Consider the following 16823-nt stretch of genomic DNA (forward strand, 5'->3'; position numbering starts at 1 on the left):
GAGCCGATCAGTGCGACATCAGCACAGGTACGGTCATCGCTTTTAGAATGGCGCGCGTTGCGCCCCCCAACACGACTTCGCGCCAGCGCGAGTGGCCATAGCCACCCATTACGATGAGATCCGTGCCAAAGTCAGCGGCACGCGAAAGCAGCAGTTCGCCTATCGGGACGTCTCTCACGCCCTCCATCTGCTCTGTGACCACGTTGACGCCGTGCCGCGCAATGACGTTGGCGATATCCGATCCGGGAATTCGGCTTGTCGGTGCCTCGGCCTTCAGCGCATTGACCGTCAGTACCACGACTTGCTTCGCGCGAGTCAGGAAGGGAAGAGCGTCTTGCAGCGCGCGCGTCGCTTCGCGACTTCCGTCCCATGCGAGCAGGACATTCTCGCCGACGCTCGCGGATTCGACCGAATACGGTAGGACCAATACGGGGCGGCCTGCGGAGAGCAGGAGATTTTCGATGAACTGTTCGGCGACAAACGATTCGGCGTCTTCCGGATTGCGCTGGCCGACGATTGTCAGATCCGCGAGCCGAGCTGCTGCCGGAACGAGACGATTGGCGTATCCCTCCGAAAACTTCCATTCGCCGACAACTTTCTCGCGTGCGATTGCCGCTTTGAAGAACCGTTCGAGCGCCGCTTGGCGTTCGGTGCGCATCGCTTCGACCTCGGCGAAGTAATCGGCCGTGCCTGCCATAACGTAAAACGATCCGGGCTCCGGTCTGAAGACTGTCAGGAGGCCAGTCAGGTGTGCGTCGAACCGCTTGGCAAGATGCAGCGCGAACTCGAGGCGCGGCCGCGCGGATTCACTCAAGTCTAGATGCACGAGGATGCTCTTGTAACTCATTGCGATAGCTCCCGGAGAAAGGGACGCGGAATTCGGCCCTGCTTTGCAGTCTACGAGCGCATGCAGCGCAAGGGTTGATTGCGATCAAGCGATGCATGAGCGTTTTGCGGTGCTTCGCGTTAGTTTCCGCGCGGTTGATTGATGTCAAGCGCCGGCGAATGCAGCCACCTAGAGTCGACTACGTCACGTGGCTGCATGGCACACGCGGCGCTTGCCTGGAAAGTGACGAATACAAGCCGCGCAATTCTTCGAACTGGAGCACAAAATGTCAGGCAAACGCGTTGCCTTCGTGACAGGAGGCATGGGAGGACTCGGCGCGGCGATCTGCCGCCGTCTTCACGCGATGGGAATGACGGTCGCGATCACGCACACGCCGCGCAACGACCATGTGACGACATGGTTGATGCGCGAGCGCGATGCTGGCCGTCAGTACCACGCCTATGAGGCGGACGTGTCGGAATACGACTCCTGCGCGCATTGCGCCAAGCGCGTGCTCGATCACCATGGCACGGTCGATATCCTCATCAATAACGCAGGCATTACGCGCGATGCCACCTTCGCGAAGATGACCAAGACCGATTGGGACGCCGTGCTTCGCACCGATCTCGATGCGCTGTTCAACATGACCAAGCCGTTTATTGGTGGAATGATCGAGCGCGGGTTCGGCCGAATCGTCAACATCGGTTCGGTGAACGGATCGCGAGGGGCATTCGGGCAGACGAATTACTCGGCGGCCAAAGCCGGCGTCCATGGCTTCACGAAGGCGCTCGCGCTCGAAGTCGCCAGGCATGGCGTGACGGTGAATACTGTCTCGCCGGGATACCTCGATACGGCGATGATCGCTTCGGTGCCGGCGGAAGTCATGGATAAAAGAATACTGCCGCAAATTCCTGTCGGTCGCCTCGGTCGCCCAGACGAAGTGGCAGCGCTCGTCGCGTTTCTCTGCTCGGACGATGCAGCGTTTATTACCGGTGCGGACCTCGCGATCAATGGCGGAATGCACATGCGATGAGCTACGCGGCAGGCCGTGATGCCGGGCGAACGCCCCCGCCCGAGAGCATCGCTTGACCGGCATCAACCACGTCCCTGCGGCTTTCCATAATCTAGAGACTGCGGAATCCAATAAGAAAGAGGGCGACGTATCAGCGCTCCAGCCGCAACGACGTTTCAGTATTCAACCCGAGGAACCATGATGTTGAAAGTTCGTACTCAAAAATCGCGATTGGCTCGACTGCCTGTTGCATTGGTAGCCGGTCTCACGATAGCCAGCGCCGTTGCACTCGCGCAAGAGATGGCGACGATTCGGCCCGTCACCGAACATGGCATCACCTATGTGAGCGGTGGCGTGGGCGAGGAGGAGGTCTCGGCGATGCGTGCGATGGCGCCAAAATTCAATTTGCACCTGGTATTCGCGCAAAAGAGCGGCGTCTACCTCGCCGACGTCGATGTGGTCATCTTCTCTCCATCGGGACAGCAAGTGGCCGCAATGAAATCCGAAGGGCCTTTGTTGTTCGTTAGCCTGCCGCCGGGACGATACCGCGTTACCGCGACATCGGATACGGTCAACATGACGCATTGGGTTACGGTGCCGGCCCATGGTGGCGCCGACATCAATTTCTACTGGGGATGAGCCTCTTTCGCGGATGCGGTGGACCGTACTCAACGAAATGGAACAGGAGACAGAAGTGAATGTGAATGAGATTTTTACCCGCGGTACGGTTCACGTCGCGGCATCGTGCACGCTGCAGCAGGCTGCGTCCCAGATGGGCGATCAGCATGTCGGTGCGCTGGTTGTGACCGAAGACGGCGTGAGTAATCGCATCGTCGGCATCGTGACCGATAGAGACATCGTGATCAAGGCCACGGCATCCGGCGCTTCGCCCAGAGAGATGCTCGTTACCGATATCATGTCGGAGCACGTCGTGACCGTTCGTGAGGACGCGGACGTTGGCGACGCGATGCAGATGATGTCCAGCCACGGCGTACGAAGATTGGCCGTCACGAATGACAACGAGGATATCGTCGGTGTCCTATCCCTCGATGATGTAATCGAGGCGCTCAGCAGGGAGTGGTCGCAGCTGTCCAGTATCATCCGATACGGTCAGCATCGAGAGTGGTCTGGAGCGATCCAGTCGCCGTTGCATTTGTGAAGGGATGGCGCGCAGGAATGTCGGGGAGCGCGCCTCTGAACGTCAAAGCGTTTCGTCGTCGTCGAAGAGATTGTGCTCAACCGCATAGCGAACGAGCGTCGCTTCGTTATGCATCCCCATCTTCTCGAGAATACGAGTTTTGTAAGTGCTGACTGTCTTTGTGCTTACGCCGAGGCGACTGGCGATTTCGCCGATCGACTGCCCCGCGGCGAGGCACCGGAAGACTTCGAACTCTCGGTCCGAGAGCCGCTGATGAGGTAGCGCGTCGACCGGCTCGTTCAGACTCTGAGCGAAGCGCTCCGCCATCGAAACGCTCACGTAGGCGCCCCCCGAGGCGACTTTCGTTACGGCGGCGACCAGCTCGTTGGTCGCGCTCTCCTTCGTCAAATAGCCCGATGCACCAGCCTTGAAGGCACGCACTGCATATTGCCGCTCCGCATGCATCGTGAGGACCAGAATTCGCAGCGCCGGGATTTCCTCCTTGATCTGCGTAACGAGCTCGATTCCTGTGCGCGCGCCCGGCATTGTCAGGTCCATGACGAGTACGTCGGCAGGCGTGCCGCGCACGAGTGCGATCGTACTGGGCCCGTCGTGCGCTTCCCCCGCGACCTCGAAGGCGCTCGTGCTCTGAAGGATATACCGGAGCCCCTCGCGAACAAGCGTGTGGTCGTCAGCCAAAAGTACTCTTGTCATGGAGGATTCCTTCCCCCATCCTCGTGCACGGACGCGAAGGGTGACCGCAATCGAAACACCCGCAAGACGCCGATCGTGCTGTTTGGGATGGAAAAATCTCTGATGCGCTTTCCCGGTGCGATAAGAAACCGACAAATTCATGACCGACGGTCGCCACCGTGGGCCGAAGCTTCTGTTTGATTGTCGCCTATTGGCGCTATGGTGCCAATGGCGAATCGTCTGTGTATGAGCGTGACCCCACGATTGCTCCGACTATTCGAGTGCGAGTACGTGAGCGATCCGCACCGACGCCACCGGATCAAGCCGCTTTTTGGCTCGTGCGGTAAATGGCCGAGCGTAAGCCGAGGCGAGTGCGCTTGCGCTTGACGCAGGTCAGATGAGGGTCCTCATGGCGGCGGCAGTATGAACCACGGACTCGTCAGGGTGACGATGTCTCGATGAGCCAGGAGAATGCAATGAAGACGGACAAGCAATTGAAGCAGGAAATCGAAGAAGAGCTTGAATACGATCCTGCGGTCAACTCGGCCGATATCGGCGTCGAGGTGAGCGGTCGCGTCGTGACCTTGTCGGGCCACCCGACGAACTACGCTGAAAAGCTCGCCGCGGAGAAGGCGGCCCAACGCGTGGCGGGCGTCAAGGCTGTCGTCGTCGAGATGGAAGTGAGACTGCCGCGTGCCGACGTACGGAGCGACGAAGACACGGCCAATGCGGTGCGTTCGATGCTGCACTGGACGGTCGGCCTTTCGGAAGAGGCTGTGAAGGTACAGGTCGAAAAGGGGTGGGTTACGCTGAGCGGTGCCGTGCCGAATGCTCATCTGTCCCACCTCGCGACGCGCACGGTCAGTCATATGCGCGGGGTGACCGGCGTGTCGAACCTCATCGATGTGAGCAGTGGGGAGTCGGTCAACAACATCGCGGAGAAAATCGGCCGGGCATTGCAACGTCATGCAGAGCGTGAAGCGAAGCACATCCAGATCAATGTGCGCGACGGCTCGGTTACGCTGACTGGAAAAGTAGGCTCATATGCCGAGCGCTCGGCCGTCCGCGGTGCCGCTTGGTCGGCACCTGGCGTGCGCGCCGTCATAGACGATCTCGATATCGAATGAACAGATGATTCAGCCAGCTACGGCTGGCCGCTGAGACGGCGCTGCGGCTTGGCGTGTGCGTTCGGCGAGGAGCTTTGCGAGTGCGGCGGAAGCGAGGCGCACTCGCAATGAGTCGGCGCGGCTCGTCAGAATGATCGGCAAGCGTGCGCCCAATACGAGCCCTGCCGCGTCGGCGCCGGCGAAGTACATCAACTGCTTGCAAAGCATATTGCCGGCTTCCAGGTCCGGCACGAGCAGAATGTCGGCCCGTCCGGCAACGGGCGAGACGATCCCTTTGATCTGGGCCGCGGCGACGCTGATTGCATTGTCGAAGGCGAGCGGACCGTCGACGAGCCCGCCGGTGATTTGCCCGCGTGCCGCCATCACCGTGAGCGCGGCCGCATCGAGCGTCGCGGGCATTTTCGCACTCACTGTTTCGACGGCGGCCAAGACGGCGACGCGCGGTTCGGGGATGCCCATCAACTTCAGCAAGTCGATGGCGTTCTGGCAGATGTCGCGCTTATCGTCGAGGGTCGGCGCGATGTTGATTGCGGCATCGGTAATGACGAGAGGCTTCGGATATCCCGGGATATCCATGGCATAGACGTGGCTCACGCGCCGCCCGGTGCGCAATCCCGATGCCGGTGCGAGCACGGCGTGGAGCAGCTCGTCCGTGTGCAGACTCCCTTTCATCAGCGCCTCGACCCGACCTGAGGCGCCGAGCTCCACTGCCCGCGCGGCGGCTGCATGACTATGCTCCGCGGGTTCGATCGGGATTCCGTCGAGACTGACGTGAGCCGCCTCCGCCGCTGCGCGGATCTTCGCCTCGGGGCCGACCAAGACAGGGGCGAGCAAATTTTCGTCGCGTGCTTCGACCGCCGCTTGGATCGCCTCGGGCGAGCATGGATGAACGATCGCTGTACGCAGAGCCGGTTGAATGCGCGCCTCGCGAATGAATGCTTCATAGCGGCCATGACGGCGAGTCACCGCTTCGGAGTGAGGGACGCGTGGCCAGACTATCGGACGTGTCGGCGCGATCACCGTTGCTGTTCCGGTCATCACGACATCGTCCCTTTGATTCGCGCATCGTATGTCGAGCAGCACGGCATGCGTTTGCGGAAGCTTCTCCTTGACGGTTACGGTGGCGGTGATCGTATCGCCTGGCGCGATCGGATGCTGGAATTCGAACGCCTGGTCCAAATAGAGGGTGCCGGGGCCCGGCAGCTTTGAGGCGAGGACCGCGGACACGAGCGCCACCGTCCAAGTCCCATACACGACGACGTGGCCCGAAGAATTATCGGCGGCGTGAGCAGCGTCGAGATGTGCCGGATCGAGATCGCCCGATATAGTCGTAAAGAGGGCAATGTCATCGCGCGCGGCGGTGCGCGTGAGCGTCGCCGATTCGCCGATCGTCAGATCGTCGAACGGCCGGTTATGGATGAGATGATCGTCCACGGCTGTCGCTTCATTTTTGAAAGATGTAGGTGCCCGGCGCGTCGCCAAGCGGGGGCAAGCCGGGCGAGCCCGTGGGCGGCGGCGCGACGTGTACGTCGGACGAATGCGCGGCGAGCCATTCGTGCCATGCGGGCCACCAGGAGCCGTCGAAACGCTCGGCCGCGGCGACCCATTCCTGCGGCCCGACATTCATATCGGTGGCGGGCGTGCGCTTCATGCGGAACTCGCGGTGCGCGTGCCCGGGTTCGCTGACGATGCCGGCGTTATGTCCGCCGCTTGCGAGCACGAACGTCACATCGGTATCGGACAGGTAATGGATCTTGTAGACCGAGCGCCACGGCGCGATGTGGTCACGCTCCGTCCCCACGACGAAGAGCGGCATTCGAAGGTTGCTTAGTGCAATCGGCCGGCCGTCGACTTCATAGCGAGCGCTCGCAAGATCATTGTCGAGAAAGAGCTTGCGCAGGTACTCGGAATGCATCCGGTATGGCATACGCGTCGTATCGGTGTTCCACGCCATCAGGTCGGTCATCGGCGAGCGTGTGCCCAGCAGGTAGTCATGGACAACGCGCGACCAAATCAAGTCGCTCGATTGCAGAAGTCGAAACGAGCTCGCCATCTGATTGGCGCCAAGATAGCCACGGTCCCACATCATGCTTTCGAGAAAATAGACCTGGCTGTCATCGATGAACAGTTGAAGCTCGCCTGGTTCCGTGAAATCGGTTTGTGCTGCCAAGAGCGTCACCGACGCGAGCCGATCGTCATGGTCGTTTGCCATCGCGGCCGCTGCGATGGCCAAGATCGTTCCGCCGAGACAGTAGCCGGTTGCGTGGATCTTCCGATCCGGCATGATGCTCGAGACGCTATCGAGTGCTGCCATGACGCCACTTTCGCGGTAGTCGTCGAGCCCGAGATTGCGGTCTTTCTCTTCGACATTGCGCCAGGAAATGCAGAAAACCGTATGTCCGGCATCGACGAGATAGCGGATCAGCGAGTTGTGCGGCGATAGGTCGAGGATGTAGTACTTCATGATCCAGGCCGGCACGATCAGGATCGGCTCGGCCGCCACCGTAGCCGTCGTCGGCTGATACTGGATCAGCTCGATCAGATGGTTGCGAAAGACCACGCTGCCAGGCGTGGTCGCGACGTCGAGGCCGGCCCTGAATGTTTCGGCGCCTACCGGTGGGTTTCGTGCCGCGATACGCTCGGCATCCTCGATCGCGTTGCAAGCGCCTTGCACCAGATTGGCGCCGCACGTGGCGAGCGTATGGAGCAACACTTCGGGGTTGGACAATATGAAGTTTGCTGGCGCGAGGATGTCGAGCCATTGTCTCGCGACGAAGGAAACGACATCTTCATGATGGCGGGTCGTGCCGGGAACCTCATGGGTTGCTGCGCTCCACCATTGCTCAGTCAGCAAGAACGCCTGTTTCCAGAAGCGAAAGGGCTCAATTTGCCATGCAGGGGCAAAGAAGCGGTCATCGCTTTGTAGCGTCGGCGCATGCGAAGGCGGAGGTTCGCACGCCGGTGCTTCCGTCGCCTCTACGATCAGTCGCGCGGCGTTGCTCGCGGCCAGCGAGGCAAGCTCCAGTCGCTTGCCGGGGGCGGCAATCATATGGATGAACCAATCGGCAAAAGCAAGGGTGAGTGCCGCCGGCGAAAACCCGGCAGTGACGCGTGCAATGAACGCCTGCTTCGCATGATCGAGTTCACGAAACGGGCTATCCGACACGCGTCCGGGCTTGGGTTCCCTCGTTGTGTCGCCGCCGCGAGCCAGTGCGGGCTTCAGTCGAGTGTCCATCGGGCTCCTTAGCTGGAAATGGGCTTCGATGACAGTAGGTTCCCCAGCGTGAGCGAACCGATCGTTTCTTTCTGCCAGGCAGCCATATGTGAGCGGGGCGCTCGGAGTCAATTTACCTAGCCAGTGAGACAAGTCGTCTGATTTGCGTCAATCGCGATGCCCTTCGTTGACTTTGGTCGCTTCGAGCGGACAAGGAGGATGGCATTTTTTCAAAGCGGGAGACAGACATCCGATGAAAGCTCGAGCGCTTGACGTCGATCAAGCCGCCGCCTGGTTCACTTGCGAAGATCTCGCTAGGCGAGGCATGAATCCGCGTCCGGATTTCGCGCGAAGCAATCGTTTCCGATCAGGGGGAACCATTCGTGTTGCAAGTTGGTACGACGGCCGTTAGTGCGGTGCGCTCGAATGCGGGTGGGGGCCGCGTCATCGCTGTGCGGGGCGCAGTGATCGATATTGACTTCGCCGGCCATCCGCTTCCTGCGATCGACGACGCACTGATCATTGGTCCTGACAGCGACACGCCCGTGCTCGCCGAAGTGCAGGCTCACTTGAGCGACACTGCAGCTCGTGCGCTTGCCATCCGTTCCACGGCTGGCTTGTGCCGAGGCGCGCAGGCTCGTGCACTCGGCGGACCGATCCGGGTACCCGTGGGCGAGCCGGTCCTCGGGCGTTTGATCGACGTGACGGGCACGACGCGCGACGGCGGTCCGTCGCTGAGCGATGATGTCGACAAGAGGCCGATTCATCGTCCGGCACCGCCTATCGCCGCACGGGGACGGGCCAGCACCATTTTTTCGACGGGCATCAAGGTCATCGATCTGCTCGCCCCGCTGGCTCAGGGCAGCAAGGCGGCGATGTTCGGAGGCGCCGGCGTGGGCAAGACGGTCCTCGTGATGGAACTCATCCATGCCATGGTCGAACGTTATCAGGGTATTTCGGTGTTTGCCGGCGTGGGCGAACGTTCGCGCGAAGGGCATGAAATGCTGCTCGACATGCGCAGCTCCGGGGTGCTCGGCCGCGCGGTGCTCGTCTATGGGCAAATGAACGAGCCGCCCGGCGCCCGATGGCGCGTGCCTTTGACTGCGTTGACGATCGCCGAGTACTTCCGCGACGAACGCGAGCAGAATGTGCTTCTCTTGATGGACAACGTATTTCGATTCGTGCAGGCCGGTGCCGAGGTCTCGGGGCTGCTCGGACGGCTTCCTTCTCGCGTCGGTTATCAGCCGACACTCGCGAGCGAGGTAGCGGCCTTGCAGGAGCGGATCGTCTCCGTCGGCGATGTCGCCGTGACGGCAATCGAAGCTGTCTATGTCCCCGCGGACGATTTCACGGATCCGGCTGTTACGACGATCGCTGCGCACGTCGACAGTATGATCGTTTTGTCGCGCGCGATGGCCGCCGAGGGCATCTATCCTGCAATCGACCCTATCGCTTCGTCGTCGATCCTGCTTGATCCCCTGGTCGTCGGCGCCGAACATGTGGCGGTGGCAAACGAGGTGCGGCGCGCTGTGGCGCACTACCGGGAACTGCAGGACGTCATCGCATTGCTCGGGATCGAGGAACTCGGTGCCGACGATCGGCGCACGGTCGAACGCGCGCGCCGCCTGCAGCGTTTCCTCACGCAGCCTTTCGCCGTCACGGAGGCGTTCACGGGGCAAGCCGGCTGTTCCGTCTCGATTGACGAAACGATCGCAGGATGCAAGGCGATCCTGAACGGCGAGTGCGACGATTGGCAGGAAAGCTCGCTTTACATGGTGGGCGCGCTGAGCGAAGCGCGGGCGAAAGAAGAAGCGACGCGAGACGCGCATGCAGCGGCCCGTCGAGCCGCCGGCGCATAAGGAGGCGAATGATGCGCTCCGACCTCCATCTGACACTGACGACGCCTTCTTGCGTCGTCGTCAAGGACCTCGATATTGTCTCTCTGCGTGCCGAGGATGATAGCGGGTCGTTCGGGATTCGACCCGGCCATGCGGATTTTGTCACGCTGCTTGGTGCCTGCGTCGTGCGTTGGCGCACTTCGGACGGATCGATCCATTTTTGCGCCGTGGACGGAGGCGTATTGCGTGTGTCGCGCGGCAGCCATATCACGATTGCGTGTCGCCAGGCCATTGAGGGTGAATCGCTCGAACGACTCGAAGCGGATGTGCGGCGCGCCCGCGCGGCGCAAGCCGATGCGGAGCGCCGTGCGCGAGTCGAGCAAACCCGATTACATGCGCACGCGATACGGCAACTCATGCGGTATTTGAGGCCGGCCAAGGCAGGCCAGAGCCAAGGTCCTCAGGAACGTTCGGAGCTGCCGCCATGACCGACGATCAGCGCTCACGAGCGAAGCGCGCCATCGACGATCTCGAAGCGGCCGCGCGTCGAGCATCCAAGCGTCACGAACGGGGAGAGCGAGATCCCGAGCCCTCGATCGGTAGCCGTCTTGCGCAGATCGGAATCCTGGGCTGGACGATCGTTGTGCCGACGCTTGCAGGGCTCGCGCTCGGGCGTTGGCTCGATCACGTATCGGGCAACCGCATTCTCTTTTCCGCGCCGCTTTTGATGATAGGCGCGGCACTCGGATTCTGGTTTGCCTGGAAATGGATGCATCGCCAACAGCAGAACGATCATGACTAGCATCTCGGGCGTCGGCTGGCTACATGCCGCATCCTCGCTATTCGCCGGGCTGCTCGTAGGTGGCGGCCACTTCTTATTGCTGCGCTTTAACGGCTCGCTGTTTGGCCGAGGCTGCATGCGATGGGCGCTTGCGCTTCAAGTTGCGCGCGTTGCTGCGACCTCGGCTGCGCTCTTCGCGCTCGCGCGATTTGGCGCGTTTCCGCTCCTCGCGGGCCTGACCGGTATCTTGCTTGCGCGCCGGGCGGTGCTACGCGCGACGCTGCGTTTTTCGGATCCGCGAACATGAGCCGCTCACCGCTCGAAACGACGCCGCTCTGGCACATTTGGGCGTTACCCATCTCGGTCCCGGTCGTCGTGACATGGACGATCATGGCGTTGCTCGTGTGCGTCGCCTGGCGGGTTCGCCGACGACTTAGCATCGAAGAGCCGTCAAAGTTGCAATGTGTGCTCGAGCTCTTCGTCGGCACGATCGACGAGCAGATTCGGGACACGATGCAGACTAATCCGGCGCCATACCGCGCGCTCATCGGAACGCTATTCGTTTTCATTCTCGTTGCGAACTGGTCCTCCCTTCTGCCCGGCGTCGAACCACCAACGGCGCGCTTGGAGACCGACGCGGCGCTTGCGCTCGTGGTTCTAGGTGCCACCGTGTACCACGGCATCAGGACACGTGGCATAGGCGGTTACCTCGGGACGTTTGCGAAGCCCTCCTGGATCATGATCCCGTTGAACGTCATCGAGCAGATCACGCGCACATTCTCGCTTGTCGTGCGTCTGTTCGGCAACGTGATGAGCGGCGTATTCGTGATCGGCATCGTGCTGTCGCTTGCCGGTCTTATCGTGCCGATTCCGCTCATGGCGCTCGAATTGTTGACCGGGGCGGTGCAGGCCTACATCTTTACCGTGCTTGCGATGGTCTTCATCGGTGCCGCCATCGACGAGACCCGCGATACCACCGACACCATTCAGGTCAATCCTCACGACGACACGCGGAAAACGACATGAGTAATCTGATCGAGATCATCAGCATCGCGGCGGCCGCGCTCGCCGTCTCATTCGGTGCGATCGGACCGGCGCTCGCGGAAGGTCGCGCGGTTGCCGCGGCAATGGATGCAATTGCCCGCCAGCCGGACTCGGCCGGCACGCTGTCACGTACGTTGTTTGTCGGCCTCGCGATGATCGAAACAATGGCCATCTACTGCCTGGTCGTCGCCTTGCTGCTGCTTTTTGCCAACCCGTTCGTGAAGTGAGTGGGCGATGCGCATCGACTGGTCCACGCTCGCGCTGCAAACGTTCAATGCGCTCCTGCTCGTCTGGCTGCTCGCGCGGTTTTTGTTCCGGCCGATTGCTGAGATCGTCACCAAGCGTCAGGATGCTGCGCGCAAGCTCCTCCAGGATGCGCAGGCTATACGCGTTGCCGCCGAAGCCGAGCGTAAGGCCGCAATGCAAGAGGCTGAGCGGCTGGCTAGTGGCCGGAACGAGGCGTTGCGGCGGGTTCAGGTTGATGTTGAAGCGGAACGGGCCGCGCTATTGGCGAGTGCTCGGGAAGAAGTCGACGCGCTGCGCCAAACGGCGACAGCAGAGATCGAGGCGAGCCGCGCGACGCGCGCACGCAGCGTTGGCATACGCGCGACGCGGCTGGCAGTCGATATCGCGGAAAAGCTGCTTGATCGGCTGCCGGAAAGTGCGCGCGTCGATGGTTTCATCGACGGATTGATCGATGGTATCGGGCACCTGCCCGACGAAGCACGCGCGGAACTGGGTGCCGGCGCCGCGGCGCTAAGACTCACCGTGGCGCGCGCGCTAAGCGAGCGCGAGGAGCAGGCGTGCCGTGCCACGCTCGCGGCATGCCTGGCCCGGCCGGTGACGCTTGACGTTCATATCGACCCTTCCTTGATTGCTGGCGTGGAACTGGATGGTTCTTGTTTGCATGTACGAAACAGTTTTCGCCATGACATCGAGCAGATCGAGGCAACACTGACGAACGACGATGGAGCAGACGCCTGAAATGGACGATGCCGTCTGGCTGTCTCGCCAGCGGGAAAGGCTCGCGCGCATAGCGTTGGCGCCGGCAGTGCAGACGGTTGGCCGCGTCGAACGTTTCGCCGATGGCATTGCGTACGTCTCGGGCTTGCCCGATGCGATGCTCGACGAAGTGCTGCGCTTTCGGAGCGGCGCGGTCGGCTTCGCGCATACGCTCGATGAAAAGACGATCAGCGTTGTACTGCTCGATGAGGATGGTGCAATCGACGCGGGTTCGCTCGTGACGAGGACCGGTAAAACGCTTCAGGTTCCGGTCGGGCCGCAGTTGCTCGGGCGCGTCGTCGACGCATTGGGCCGTCCGCTCGATCGCGCCGAAGCGGTAAGTCCGGTGGAAATATCGCCGATCGAGCGTCCGGCACCGGCGATCGTTGACCGAGATCTGGTCGCCGAATCGCTTGAAACCGGCGTATTGGTGGTCGACGCGCTTTTTGCGATCGGGCGCGGACAGCGCGAACTCATCATCGGCGATCGCGCGACTGGAAAGACCTCGCTCGCCGTGGATACGATCATCAATCAAAAGACCTCGGACGTCGTTTGCGTCTACGTCGCGGTGGGACAACGTGCAACTGCCGTCGAGCGCGTGATCGAGGCGGTGCGCGAGCACGGAGCGCCCGAGCGATGCGTCTTCGTCGTGGCATCGGCCGCTTCAGCACCGGGCATGCAATGGATCGCACCATTCGCCGGCATGACGATCGCGGAATATTTCCGCGACCGAGGACAGCATGCCCTCATCGTGATCGACGATCTAACCAAGCATGCAGCGACGCACCGAGAGCTCGCGTTGCTCACGCGCGAGCCACCGGGTCGAGAGGCGTACCCCGGCGACATTTTTCATGTTCACGCACGTCTGCTCGAACGCGCCGCGAAGCTATCGGCGAAGCTAGGCGGCGGCTCGCTTACCGCGCTTCCGATCGCCGAGACCGATGCGGGCAATTTATCCGGATATATTCCGACCAACTTGATATCGATAGCCGATGGCCAGATCGTTCTCGACGCTGCCTTGTTCGCGGCGAATCAGCGCCCGGCGGTCGACGTCGGTCTCAGCGTGAGCCGTGTGGGCGGCAAGGCTCAGCCTCGCGCACTCCATGAGGTGTCGGGGCGCTTGCGGCTCGAGTACGCGCAGTTTCTCGAACTGGAGATGTTTACTCGCTTCGGCGGTCTGACCGATGCGCGCGTAAAGGCGAGAATCGCGAGAGGCGAACGTATTCGAGCATTGATCACGCAGCCGCGGTTTCAGGGGCTGCGAACGATGGACCAAGTCGTATTGCTTGCAGCTCTGATCCATGGCGCGTTCGATGAAGTTTCAGCCGAAGTCGCCCAACGCGTACGGGAGCAGTTGCGCGCGTGGCTCACCGCGCAAGTCGCGTTGCTGCCTGACGGCGCGGCGCTCTCCATGGAGAGCGCCGACGCCGCGCCGCTTGCCCGGCTGGCCGACTCGGTGACTGAACTCGTCAAGCAGGTCGCGAGCGTCGACACCACGGATTCCGTCGTCGATCCGCGGACGTTCGAGCAAATCGCGCCGTCAACCGATTTGCCGCCGAGTGTGGCCGGAAAATGAGCGAGAAACCCACAGAGATCGCCGCTCGCGTTGCAACCGCGCGCCAGTTGGAGGCGGTCGTCACTGCAATGCGCGGTGTTGCCGCCGCTCGCGCGAACGAGGCGCAGGCCCAACTGGCCGGAATACGAGAGGCCGCGGCGACCGTCGGCGCCGCGATCGGCGATGCGCTGGCGATCGGTGGCCATGAGCGCAGCGGCGAGCGCGATGTGCCCGTGTCCGCAGGGGGGCGGCACATCGTCATCGTACTTAGTGCTGAGCAAGGATTCGTCGGCGCATTCAACGAGCTGATCGTCGAGCGCGCCGCCCGTTGCGCAATCGCCCCCGTACCACCGTGCGAATTCCTGATTGCGGGCACGCGCGGCGCAATGCTCGGCGAGCAGTACGGCTTGCCCGTTGCGTGGTCCACGGCCATGGCCTCACGAGCGGACGACGTGCCGCGTCTCGCCAGGCACATCACCGACGCGCTATATGAGTGCCTCGAGGCGGGGTCCAGTAGTGAGGTGAAGTACGTATCGCTGGTTCATGCAGCGCCGGGTTTCGCGTCGCGTCTCGAGATCGTCGAGCACAGACTCCTGCCGTTCGATTATGGACGCTTCAAAACGGCGCCTCGCGCGCTGCCACCGCTTCACACTCTGCCAGCGATGCGTTTGTTGACAGGGCTTGCCCAGTGGTATGTATTCGTCGAGCTATGCGAAGCGGCGATGCTTTCGTTTGCCGCGGAAAACGAAGCTCGTGTGAAGGCGATGACGGCAGCTCGATCGAATATCGCCACGAAGATCGATGAGCTTTCTGGAAGCTACCGTCGCGCGCGGCAGGACGAGATCACGTCCGACATTTTGGAGCTCGCAACGGGTACCCTGTGTACCCTGTAGCATCCCGATCCGCAGTCAGTCCGATTTCACGCGCCAGGCGTGCGGAAGCATCTCCAATGCAATTCATAACATCTGCATCAGCATCACCGTGATGCGCTGTCGCTTGCTAGCTCGTCGAATCCGGCCGGAGCGAGGCGGTCCTGCGCTCTGGCGCTCTTACTGGCTCAGTACCCATTGCACGAGCTTGTGCGCGTCCTGCCGAGAGATCGGGCCGCCACGTTCCGCGGGTAATGGCATCTGGGTGTCGCCCCAATGAGCCCTCCCGCCCTTGCGTAGCTTGTTCTCGAGCATCACGCTCGCGTTCGGTTGATCACGATAGCGATCGGCAATCTGTCGGAACGACGGTGCGAGAAACGGCGCGTCGATCGTATGGCAGAACATGCAGTGCTGCTCATCGATCAGGTCGGTGGGCTCCGGCTTTGCCAATGCCGTCCAACAGTGCAAGCCAGCCAGTAGGCCGGCCATTCCGATCATCCATCCTTTGTGCAAGCCGTTCATCGCAAGTACCTGAGTGCGCCATTTGCATTCGCTTCAGTCTACGGCTGCGGCTGCATTTCGCGTTGACGCGCGTCAAGCGGGGCGCGCACAGGCACGCAGCCGCCGTTGTCGTCACGTCCGACCTCGCCTTGGCGACGGGGCGACGCTCAGCGACGGAAGTAACGCGCATCCGAGACGCCCGGCGTATATCGATTCGGCGATGAGTTGATGCGCATCAACCGGGCCGTCTCGGCGCTGTCTAGAGTGGTCTTACTCCGTCTCGTGCCGACCGACCGCGAGTCTGAACCGGGGTTGCAACTGGAGCGACGGAATAGTCCGATGCGTGAGCGTCGTCTTGTTGGGAGCATGAGCGAACCACTCAACTCATATCAGCTCGAGGAGTGAATGCAATGAGCAATTTGACACGTTATGACCCATTTTCGATGGAACCGTTCTCCGATCTGTTCCAGGGCTTCTTCCGCCCGATGCGGAATTTGACGTTCGATGGTGACCTGCCGCTTTCCGATATCAAGATCGATGTTGCCGAGAGCGACGGTGCCTATACGGTGAAAGCCGAACTGCCGGGCGTCGACAAGAAGGACATCGACGTCAAGATCGACGGCAACGTCGTTTCGATCAGCGCGAAAGCGGATCGTCAAAAAGAGTCGAGAGATGGTGAGCAAGTGATCCGCCGCGAACGCTATTCCGGTCTCATCAGCCGCTCATTCTCGCTTGGCACGGACATCGATGAAGGCGCATCGTCTGCTCAGTATCAGGACGGCGTGTTGTCCCTGACGCTGACAAAGAAGAAGGATGCACCCCAAAAGCGCCTGCAGATCAACTGAGCGGAGAGCGCCATGTCTTCGGGCTCGGCGGTGCGTGAACTGCCGAGCACTTCTCGCGGCTCAGGGGAATTCGCTTGACACCACAAGACTACGGGCACCAACGAGGCATTCATCATGACGATGTCGGGAAAGGTCAGCGACAGCGATTGGGCGGTTTCCGCCAGGGTCGATCAGGTACCCGGTGGTTTCACATGCGCGATCGAGGTTGAGCACAACGATGAAACGCGGAAATTCGCGCACCAATTCAAGCATCACCGGGTCTTCGAGACGGAGCGGGAAGCGGTGCTGGATGGCTTGCGCGAGGGATTGGTCTGGATCGAACGGAAAATGGCGCACTCGATCCTTTGTAGCGGAGAGGGGTGATGAAATCTGACGGAG

20 protein-coding genes are annotated in these 16823 nt (G+C 61.5%); 15 read left to right on the forward strand and 5 right to left on the reverse strand.

Annotation, left to right across the window (positions count from 1 at the left end; translation table 11 throughout):
• Window positions 1–7: 7 nt before the first annotated feature.
• Window positions 8–847 (reverse strand): universal stress protein, encoded by an 840-nt coding sequence (locus C9I57_RS20690; protein WP_107152499.1) that lies wholly within the window; start codon window positions 845–847, stop codon window positions 8–10.
• 265 nt (window positions 848–1112) lie between these two features.
• On the opposite strand from C9I57_RS20690, the gene C9I57_RS20695 reads away from it, so the two are divergent.
• The 3 genes from C9I57_RS20695 (at window position 1113) to C9I57_RS20705 (ending at window position 2997) form a co-directional block, all read left to right on the forward strand.
• Window positions 1113–1859 carry a beta-ketoacyl-ACP reductase gene (locus C9I57_RS20695; RefSeq protein ID WP_107152500.1) on the forward strand — a complete coding sequence of 249 codons (747 nt, stop codon included), beginning with the start codon at window positions 1113–1115 and terminating at the stop codon, window positions 1857–1859.
• Between the two features lie 177 nt (window positions 1860–2036).
• Window positions 2037–2477, forward strand: coding sequence for a carboxypeptidase regulatory-like domain-containing protein (locus tag C9I57_RS20700; RefSeq protein WP_146166240.1), 441 nt, complete (start codon window positions 2037–2039; stop codon window positions 2475–2477).
• Complete coding sequence (locus C9I57_RS20705) at window positions 2443–2997, forward strand: CBS domain-containing protein (RefSeq protein WP_258187750.1); 555 nt, start codon at window positions 2443–2445, stop codon at window positions 2995–2997. The genes C9I57_RS20700 and C9I57_RS20705 overlap by 35 nt, the downstream gene beginning before the upstream one ends.
• Before the next feature lie 42 nt (window positions 2998–3039).
• On the opposite strand, the gene C9I57_RS20710 is transcribed toward C9I57_RS20705, so the two are convergent.
• Window positions 3040–3690: a response regulator gene (locus C9I57_RS20710; protein ID WP_107152502.1), complete on the reverse strand. Its 651-nt coding sequence runs from the start codon at window positions 3688–3690 to the stop codon at window positions 3040–3042.
• Window positions 3691–4145: 455 nt separating this feature from the next.
• Between C9I57_RS20710 and C9I57_RS20715 the strand changes: the two genes are divergently transcribed.
• Window positions 4146–4796, forward strand: a complete 651-nt coding sequence (locus tag C9I57_RS20715) for a BON domain-containing protein (RefSeq protein WP_102606914.1) — start codon at window positions 4146–4148, stop codon at window positions 4794–4796.
• Window positions 4797–4805: 9 nt separating this feature from the next.
• Here C9I57_RS20715 and C9I57_RS20720 read toward each other — a convergent pair whose 3' ends face one another.
• Window positions 4806–6230: a bifunctional enoyl-CoA hydratase/phosphate acetyltransferase gene (locus tag C9I57_RS20720; protein WP_107152503.1), complete on the reverse strand. Its 1425-nt coding sequence runs from the start codon at window positions 6228–6230 to the stop codon at window positions 4806–4808.
• Between the two features lie 10 nt (window positions 6231–6240).
• Window positions 6241–8031, reverse strand: a complete 1791-nt coding sequence (locus tag C9I57_RS20725; protein WP_107152504.1) for a PHA/PHB synthase family protein — start codon at window positions 8029–8031, stop codon at window positions 6241–6243.
• Window positions 8032–8393: 362 nt separating this feature from the next.
• Here C9I57_RS20725 and atpD point away from each other — a divergent pair, with 362 nt between their 5' ends.
• The 9 genes from atpD to C9I57_RS20770 are packed head-to-tail and all read left to right on the forward strand — an operon-like array spanning window position 8394 to window position 15123.
• Entirely contained in the window at window positions 8394–9869 is a 1476-nt protein-coding gene (gene atpD / locus C9I57_RS20730; RefSeq protein ID WP_219909898.1) for a F0F1 ATP synthase subunit beta, read from the forward strand.
• Between the two features lie 11 nt (window positions 9870–9880).
• Entirely contained in the window at window positions 9881–10336 is a 456-nt protein-coding gene (locus tag C9I57_RS20735) for a F0F1 ATP synthase subunit epsilon (protein WP_107152601.1), read from the forward strand.
• Window positions 10237–10650: an AtpZ/AtpI family protein gene (locus tag C9I57_RS20740; protein WP_440130232.1), complete on the forward strand. Its 414-nt coding sequence runs from the start codon at window positions 10237–10239 to the stop codon at window positions 10648–10650. Before C9I57_RS20735 ends, C9I57_RS20740 begins: the two co-directional genes overlap by 100 nt.
• Complete coding sequence (locus C9I57_RS20745; protein ID WP_107152507.1) at window positions 10643–10936, forward strand: hypothetical protein; 294 nt, start codon at window positions 10643–10645, stop codon at window positions 10934–10936. Before C9I57_RS20740 ends, C9I57_RS20745 begins: the two co-directional genes overlap by 8 nt.
• Complete coding sequence (locus tag C9I57_RS20750) at window positions 10933–11655, forward strand: F0F1 ATP synthase subunit A (protein ID WP_107152508.1); 723 nt, start codon at window positions 10933–10935, stop codon at window positions 11653–11655. Before C9I57_RS20745 ends, C9I57_RS20750 begins: the two co-directional genes overlap by 4 nt.
• Window positions 11652–11900, forward strand: coding sequence for a F0F1 ATP synthase subunit C (locus C9I57_RS20755; RefSeq protein WP_107152509.1), 249 nt, complete (start codon window positions 11652–11654; stop codon window positions 11898–11900). The genes C9I57_RS20750 and C9I57_RS20755 overlap by 4 nt, the downstream gene beginning before the upstream one ends.
• Window positions 11901–11907: 7 nt before the next feature.
• Window positions 11908–12657: a F0F1 ATP synthase subunit delta gene (locus tag C9I57_RS20760; RefSeq protein WP_107152510.1), complete on the forward strand. Its 750-nt coding sequence runs from the start codon at window positions 11908–11910 to the stop codon at window positions 12655–12657.
• Window positions 12641–14251, forward strand: a complete 1611-nt coding sequence (locus C9I57_RS20765) for a F0F1 ATP synthase subunit alpha (RefSeq protein ID WP_107152511.1) — start codon at window positions 12641–12643, stop codon at window positions 14249–14251. The genes C9I57_RS20760 and C9I57_RS20765 overlap by 17 nt, the downstream gene beginning before the upstream one ends.
• Window positions 14248–15123, forward strand: a complete 876-nt coding sequence (locus tag C9I57_RS20770) for a F0F1 ATP synthase subunit gamma (protein ID WP_107152512.1) — start codon at window positions 14248–14250, stop codon at window positions 15121–15123. Before C9I57_RS20765 ends, C9I57_RS20770 begins: the two co-directional genes overlap by 4 nt.
• A gap of 156 nt (window positions 15124–15279) precedes the next feature.
• On the opposite strand, the gene C9I57_RS20775 is transcribed toward C9I57_RS20770, so the two are convergent.
• Window positions 15280–15588: a c-type cytochrome gene (locus C9I57_RS20775; RefSeq protein WP_308836364.1), complete on the reverse strand. Its 309-nt coding sequence runs from the start codon at window positions 15586–15588 to the stop codon at window positions 15280–15282.
• 422 nt (window positions 15589–16010) lie between these two features.
• Here C9I57_RS20775 and C9I57_RS20780 point away from each other — a divergent pair, with 422 nt between their 5' ends.
• Both C9I57_RS20780 and C9I57_RS20785 read left to right on the forward strand, forming a co-directional pair.
• Entirely contained in the window at window positions 16011–16445 is a 435-nt protein-coding gene (locus tag C9I57_RS20780; protein WP_107152514.1) for an Hsp20/alpha crystallin family protein, read from the forward strand.
• 114 nt (window positions 16446–16559) lie between these two features.
• Window positions 16560–16808 (forward strand): UDP-glucose 4-epimerase, encoded by a 249-nt coding sequence (locus tag C9I57_RS20785; protein ID WP_107152515.1) that lies wholly within the window; start codon window positions 16560–16562, stop codon window positions 16806–16808.
• The last annotated feature ends 15 nt before the right edge of the window (window positions 16809–16823 follow it).

The sequence above is a fragment of the Trinickia symbiotica genome (assembly GCF_003028655.1).
Taxonomy (GTDB): Bacteria; Pseudomonadota; Gammaproteobacteria; order Burkholderiales; family Burkholderiaceae; genus Trinickia; species Trinickia symbiotica_A.

What these genes read in the sequence shown, in the direction of transcription:
- C9I57_RS20690 (WP_107152499.1), bottom strand. Translation starts at nt 847, where the DNA reads ATGAGTTACAAGAGCATCCTCGTGCATCTAGACTTGAGTGAATCCGCG.
- C9I57_RS20695 (WP_107152500.1), top strand. Translation starts at nt 1,113, where the DNA reads ATGTCAGGCAAACGCGTTGCCTTCGTGACAGGAGGCATGGGAGGACTC.
- C9I57_RS20700 (WP_146166240.1), top strand. Translation starts at nt 2,037, where the DNA reads ATGATGTTGAAAGTTCGTACTCAAAAATCGCGATTGGCTCGACTGCCT.
- C9I57_RS20705 (WP_258187750.1), top strand. Translation starts at nt 2,443, where the DNA reads ATGGTGGCGCCGACATCAATTTCTACTGGGGATGAGCCTCTTTCGCGG.
- C9I57_RS20710 (WP_107152502.1), bottom strand. Translation starts at nt 3,690, where the DNA reads ATGACAAGAGTACTTTTGGCTGACGACCACACGCTTGTTCGCGAGGGG.
- C9I57_RS20715 (WP_102606914.1), top strand. Translation starts at nt 4,146, where the DNA reads ATGAAGACGGACAAGCAATTGAAGCAGGAAATCGAAGAAGAGCTTGAA.
- C9I57_RS20725 (WP_107152504.1), bottom strand. Translation starts at nt 8,031, where the DNA reads ATGGACACTCGACTGAAGCCCGCACTGGCTCGCGGCGGCGACACAACG.
- C9I57_RS20735 (WP_107152601.1), top strand. Translation starts at nt 9,881, where the DNA reads ATGCGCTCCGACCTCCATCTGACACTGACGACGCCTTCTTGCGTCGTC.
- C9I57_RS20745 (WP_107152507.1), top strand. Translation starts at nt 10,643, where the DNA reads ATGACTAGCATCTCGGGCGTCGGCTGGCTACATGCCGCATCCTCGCTA.
- C9I57_RS20750 (WP_107152508.1), top strand. Translation starts at nt 10,933, where the DNA reads ATGAGCCGCTCACCGCTCGAAACGACGCCGCTCTGGCACATTTGGGCG.
- C9I57_RS20755 (WP_107152509.1), top strand. Translation starts at nt 11,652, where the DNA reads ATGAGTAATCTGATCGAGATCATCAGCATCGCGGCGGCCGCGCTCGCC.
- C9I57_RS20760 (WP_107152510.1), top strand. Translation starts at nt 11,908, where the DNA reads ATGCGCATCGACTGGTCCACGCTCGCGCTGCAAACGTTCAATGCGCTC.
- C9I57_RS20765 (WP_107152511.1), top strand. Translation starts at nt 12,641, where the DNA reads ATGGAGCAGACGCCTGAAATGGACGATGCCGTCTGGCTGTCTCGCCAG.
- C9I57_RS20770 (WP_107152512.1), top strand. Translation starts at nt 14,248, where the DNA reads ATGAGCGAGAAACCCACAGAGATCGCCGCTCGCGTTGCAACCGCGCGC.
- C9I57_RS20775 (WP_308836364.1), bottom strand. Translation starts at nt 15,588, where the DNA reads ATGGCCGGCCTACTGGCTGGCTTGCACTGTTGGACGGCATTGGCAAAG.
- C9I57_RS20780 (WP_107152514.1), top strand. Translation starts at nt 16,011, where the DNA reads ATGAGCAATTTGACACGTTATGACCCATTTTCGATGGAACCGTTCTCC.
- C9I57_RS20785 (WP_107152515.1), top strand. Translation starts at nt 16,560, where the DNA reads ATGACGATGTCGGGAAAGGTCAGCGACAGCGATTGGGCGGTTTCCGCC.